At 51.1% G+C, this 5,377-nt stretch carries 2 tRNA genes and 3 rRNA genes; all 5 read left to right on the top strand.

Going from position 1 to position 5,377, the window contains the following annotated elements:
- Positions 1-177 precede the first annotated feature (177 nt).
- Positions 178-1,714, top strand: a 16S ribosomal RNA gene (locus tag HBN63_RS21235).
- Positions 1,715-1,779: 65 nt separating this feature from the next.
- Positions 1,780-1,856, top strand: a tRNA-Ile gene (locus tag HBN63_RS21230).
- Positions 1,857-1,887: 31 nt separating this feature from the next.
- Positions 1,888-1,963, top strand: a tRNA-Ala gene (locus HBN63_RS21225).
- Positions 1,964-2,208: 245 nt separating this feature from the next.
- A 23S ribosomal RNA gene (locus tag HBN63_RS21220) occupies positions 2,209-5,098 on the top strand.
- A 141-nt stretch (positions 5,099-5,239) separates the two neighbouring features.
- Positions 5,240-5,355 (top strand): 5S ribosomal RNA (gene rrf, locus HBN63_RS21215).
- The 16S, 23S and 5S rRNA genes sit together here with 2 tRNA genes alongside, the layout of an rRNA operon.
- The last annotated feature ends 22 nt before the right edge of the window (positions 5,356-5,377 follow it).

Raw genomic sequence — 5,377 nt, 5'->3', positions numbered from 1 at the left:
CGAAAGACTTAACCACCGCTCTTTAACAACTGAATCAAGCAATTCGTGTGGGTGCTTGTGAGGTAAGACTGCTAGTCGCAAGATTATCAGCATCACAAGTTACTCCGCGAGAAATCAAAGATGTAACCAACGATTGCTGAGCTAAGTTTAGGGTTTTCTCAAAACCCAAGCAGTATTGAACTGAAGAGTTTGATCATGGCTCAGATTGAACGCTGGCGGCAGGCCTAACACATGCAAGTCGAGCGGTAGAGAGGAGCTTGCTTCTCTTGAGAGCGGCGGACGGGTGAGTAATGCCTAGGAATCTGCCTAGTGGTGGGGGATAACGTTCGGAAACGGACGCTAATACCGCATACGTCCTACGGGAGAAAGCGGGGGACCTTCGGGCCTCGCGCCATTAGATGAGCCTAGGTCGGATTAGCTAGTTGGTGAGGTAATGGCTCACCAAGGCGACGATCCGTAACTGGTCTGAGAGGATGATCAGTCACACTGGAACTGAGACACGGTCCAGACTCCTACGGGAGGCAGCAGTGGGGAATATTGGACAATGGGCGAAAGCCTGATCCAGCCATGCCGCGTGTGTGAAGAAGGTCTTCGGATTGTAAAGCACTTTAAGTTGGGAGGAAGGGTAGTAACTTAATACGTTGCTACTTTGACGTTACCGACAGAATAAGCACCGGCTAACTTCGTGCCAGCAGCCGCGGTAATACGAAGGGTGCAAGCGTTAATCGGAATTACTGGGCGTAAAGCGCGCGTAGGTGGTTCAGTAAGTTGGAAGTGAAATCCCCGGGCTCAACCTGGGAACTGCTTTCAAAACTGCTGAGCTAGAGTACGGTAGAGGGTGGTGGAATTTCCTGTGTAGCGGTGAAATGCGTAGATATAGGAAGGAACACCAGTGGCGAAGGCGACCACCTGGACTGATACTGACACTGAGGTGCGAAAGCGTGGGGAGCAAACAGGATTAGATACCCTGGTAGTCCACGCCGTAAACGATGTCAACTAGCCGTTGGGAGTCTTGAACTCTTAGTGGCGCAGCTAACGCATTAAGTTGACCGCCTGGGGAGTACGGCCGCAAGGTTAAAACTCAAATGAATTGACGGGGGCCCGCACAAGCGGTGGAGCATGTGGTTTAATTCGAAGCAACGCGAAGAACCTTACCTGGCCTTGACATGCTGAGAACTTTCTAGAGATAGATTGGTGCCTTCGGGAACTCAGACACAGGTGCTGCATGGCTGTCGTCAGCTCGTGTCGTGAGATGTTGGGTTAAGTCCCGTAACGAGCGCAACCCTTGTCCTTAGTTACCAGCACGTAATGGTGGGAACTCTAAGGAGACTGCCGGTGACAAACCGGAGGAAGGTGGGGATGACGTCAAGTCATCATGGCCCTTACGGCCAGGGCTACACACGTGCTACAATGGTCGGTACAAAGGGTTGCCAAGCCGCGAGGTGGAGCTAATCCCATAAAACCGATCGTAGTCCGGATCGCAGTCTGCAACTCGACTGCGTGAAGTCGGAATCGCTAGTAATCGTGAATCAGAATGTCACGGTGAATACGTTCCCGGGCCTTGTACACACCGCCCGTCACACCATGGGAGTGGGTTGCACCAGAAGTAGCTAGTCTAACCGCAAGGGGGACGGTTACCACGGTGTGATTCATGACTGGGGTGAAGTCGTAACAAGGTAGCCGTAGGGGAACCTGCGGCTGGATCACCTCCTTAATCGAAGACTTCAGCTTCTTCATAAGTTCCCACACGAATTGCTTGATTCATTGCGAAAGACGATTGGGTCTGTAGCTCAGTTGGTTAGAGCGCACCCCTGATAAGGGTGAGGTCGGCAGTTCGAATCTGCCCAGACCCACCAATTGTTGTGGGGTTTGGCCTTGTAAGAATATGGGGCCATAGCTCAGCTGGGAGAGCGCCTGCCTTGCACGCAGGAGGTCAGCGGTTCGATCCCGCTTGGCTCCACCATATACAGCCTCGTTAAGAGTTCAGAAATGAATATTCCTACTGTAAGTAGTTGAATGTTGATTTCTGGTCTTTGACCAGTAAGAAAATCGTTCTTTAAAAATTTGGGTATGTGATAGAAGTGACTGATTAATTACTTTCACTGGTAATTAATTTGGTCAAGGTAAAATTTGTAGTTCTCAATTGCAAATTTTCGGCGAATGTCGTCTTCACGTTAGAGACAGTAACCAGATTGCTTGGGGTTATATGGTCAAGTGAAGAAGCGCATACGGTGGATGCCTTGGCAGTCAGAGGCGATGAAAGACGTTGTAGCCTGCGATAAGCTCCGGGGAGTCGGCAAACAGACTTTGATCCGGAGATCTCTGAATGGGGGAACCCAGCCAGCATAAGCTGGTTATTACACACTGAATACATAGGTGTGTAAGGCGAACCAGGGGAACTGAAACATCTAAGTACCCTGAGGAATAGAAATCAACCGAGATTCCCTTAGTAGTGGCGAGCGAACGGGGACTAGCCCTTAAGTTGATTTGAGAATAGTGGAAGGCTCTGGAAAGTGCCGCCGTAGTGGGTGATAGCCCCGTACACGAAATTCTCTTATCAATGAAATCGAGTAGGACGGAGCACGAGAAACTTTGTCTGAATATGGGGGGACCATCCTCCAAGGCTAAATACTACTGACTGACCGATAGTGAACTAGTACCGTGAGGGAAAGGCGAAAAGAACCCCGGAGAGGGGAGTGAAATAGATCCTGAAACCGTATGCGTACAAGCAGTGGGAGCCCACTTTGTTGGGTGACTGCGTACCTTTTGTATAATGGGTCAGCGACTTATATTCAGTGGCGAGCTTAACCGAATAGGGGAGGCGTAGCGAAAGCGAGTCTTAATAGGGCGACAGTCGCTGGGTATAGACCCGAAACCGGGCGATCTATCCATGGGCAGGTTGAAGGTTGGGTAACACTAACTGGAGGACCGAACCGACTACCGTTGAAAAGTTAGCGGATGACCTGTGGATCGGAGTGAAAGGCTAATCAAGCTCGGAGATAGCTGGTTCTCCTCGAAAGCTATTTAGGTAGCGCCTCGTGTATCACTGTTGGGGGTAGAGCACTGTTTCGGCTAGGGGGTCATCCCGACTTACCAAACCGATGCAAACTCCGAATACCAACAAGTGTCAGCACGGGAGACACACGGCGGGTGCTAACGTCCGTCGTGAAAAGGGAAACAACCCAGACCGTCAGCTAAGGTCCCAAAGTTATGGTTAAGTGGGAAACGATGTGGGAAGGCTTAGACAGCTAGGAGGTTGGCTTAGAAGCAGCCACCCTTTAAAGAAAGCGTAATAGCTCACTAGTCGAGTCGGCCTGCGCGGAAGATGTAACGGGGCTCAAACCATACACCGAAGCTACGGGTTCATCTTAGGATGAGCGGTAGAGGAGCGTTCTGTAAGCCTGTGAAGGTGAGTTGAGAAGCTTGCTGGAGGTATCAGAAGTGCGAATGCTGACATGAGTAACGACAATGGGAGTGAAAAACTCCCACGCCGAAAGACCAAGGTTTCCTGCGCAACGTTAATCGACGCAGGGTGAGTCGGCCCCTAAGGCGAGGCAGAAATGCGTAGTCGATGGGAAACGGGTTAATATTCCCGTACTTCTAATTACTGCGATGGAGGGACGGAGAAGGCTAGGCCAGCACGGCGTTGGTTGTCCGTGTTTAAGGTGGTAGGCTGATTTCTTAGGTAAATCCGGGAAATCAAGGCCGAGAACTGATGACGAGTTATCTTTTAGATGACGAAGTGGTTGATGCCATGCTTCCAGGAAAAGCTTCTAAGCTTCAGGTAATTAGGAACCGTACCCCAAACCGACACAGGTGGTTAGGTAGAGAATACCAAGGCGCTTGAGAGAACTCGGGTGAAGGAACTAGGCAAAATGGCACCGTAACTTCGGGAGAAGGTGCGCCGGTGAGGGTGAAGCATTTACTGCGTAAGCCCATGCCGGTCGAAGATACCAGGCCGCTGCGACTGTTTATTAAAAACACAGCACTCTGCAAACACGAAAGTGGACGTATAGGGTGTGACGCCTGCCCGGTGCCGGAAGGTTAATTGATGGGGTTAGCTAACGCGAAGCTCTTGATCGAAGCCCCGGTAAACGGCGGCCGTAACTATAACGGTCCTAAGGTAGCGAAATTCCTTGTCGGGTAAGTTCCGACCTGCACGAATGGCGTAACGATGGCGGCGCTGTCTCCACCCGAGACTCAGTGAAATTGAAATCGCTGTGAAGATGCAGTGTATCCGCGGCTAGACGGAAAGACCCCGTGAACCTTTACTATAGCTTTGCACTGGACTTTGAGTTTACTTGTGTAGGATAGGTGGGAGGCTTTGAAGCGTGGACGCCAGTTCGCGTGGAGCCAACCTTGAAATACCACCCTGGTAACCTTGAGGTTCTAACTCTGGTCCGTTATCCGGATCGAGGACAGTGTATGGTGGGTAGTTTGACTGGGGCGGTCTCCTCCTAAAGAGTAACGGAGGAGTACGAAGGTGCGCTCAGACCGGTCGGAAATCGGTCGTAGAGTATAAAGGCAAAAGCGCGCTTGACTGCGAGACAGACACGTCGAGCAGGTACGAAAGTAGGTCTTAGTGATCCGGTGGTTCTGTATGGAAGGGCCATCGCTCAACGGATAAAAGGTACTCCGGGGATAACAGGCTGATACCGCCCAAGAGTTCATATCGACGGCGGTGTTTGGCACCTCGATGTCGGCTCATCACATCCTGGGGCTGAAGCCGGTCCCAAGGGTATGGCTGTTCGCCATTTAAAGTGGTACGCGAGCTGGGTTTAGAACGTCGTGAGACAGTTCGGTCCCTATCTGCCGTGGACGTTTGAGATTTGAGAGGGGCTGCTCCTAGTACGAGAGGACCGGAGTGGACGAACCTCTGGTGTTCCGGTTGTCACGCCAGTGGCATTGCCGGGTAGCTATGTTCGGAAAAGATAACCGCTGAAAGCATCTAAGCGGGAAACTTGCCTCGAGATGAGATCTCACTGGAACCTTGAGTTCCCTAAAGGGCCGTCGAAGACTACGACGTTGATAGGTTGGGTGTGTAAGCGCTGTGAGGCGTTGAGCTAACCAATACTAATTGCCCGTGAGGCTTGACCATATAACACCCAAACAATTTGATGTTTGCGTGTCTCTATGAAGACTGCAACAGCCGAAAATTTGTAAGAACTGCAAAACCATTATCACATACCCAATTCGAGGTAGCGAGCCGCGTAAGCAGCACGACATCTCAGCTGAATCGCTTGACGACCATAGAGCATTGGAACCACCTGATCCCATCCCGAACTCAGTAGTGAAACGATGCATCGCCGATGGTAGTGTGGGGTTTCCCCATGTGAGAGTAGGTCATCGTCAAGCACCTATACCAAAACCCCCGATC

Source organism: Pseudomonas sp. WS 5011 (genome assembly GCF_012985775.1).
Taxonomy (GTDB): Bacteria; Pseudomonadota; Gammaproteobacteria; order Pseudomonadales; family Pseudomonadaceae; genus Aquipseudomonas; species Aquipseudomonas peli.
The sequence above is the reverse complement of the archived record's forward strand: the minus strand, read 5'-3'. Positions and strand labels throughout refer to the sequence as shown.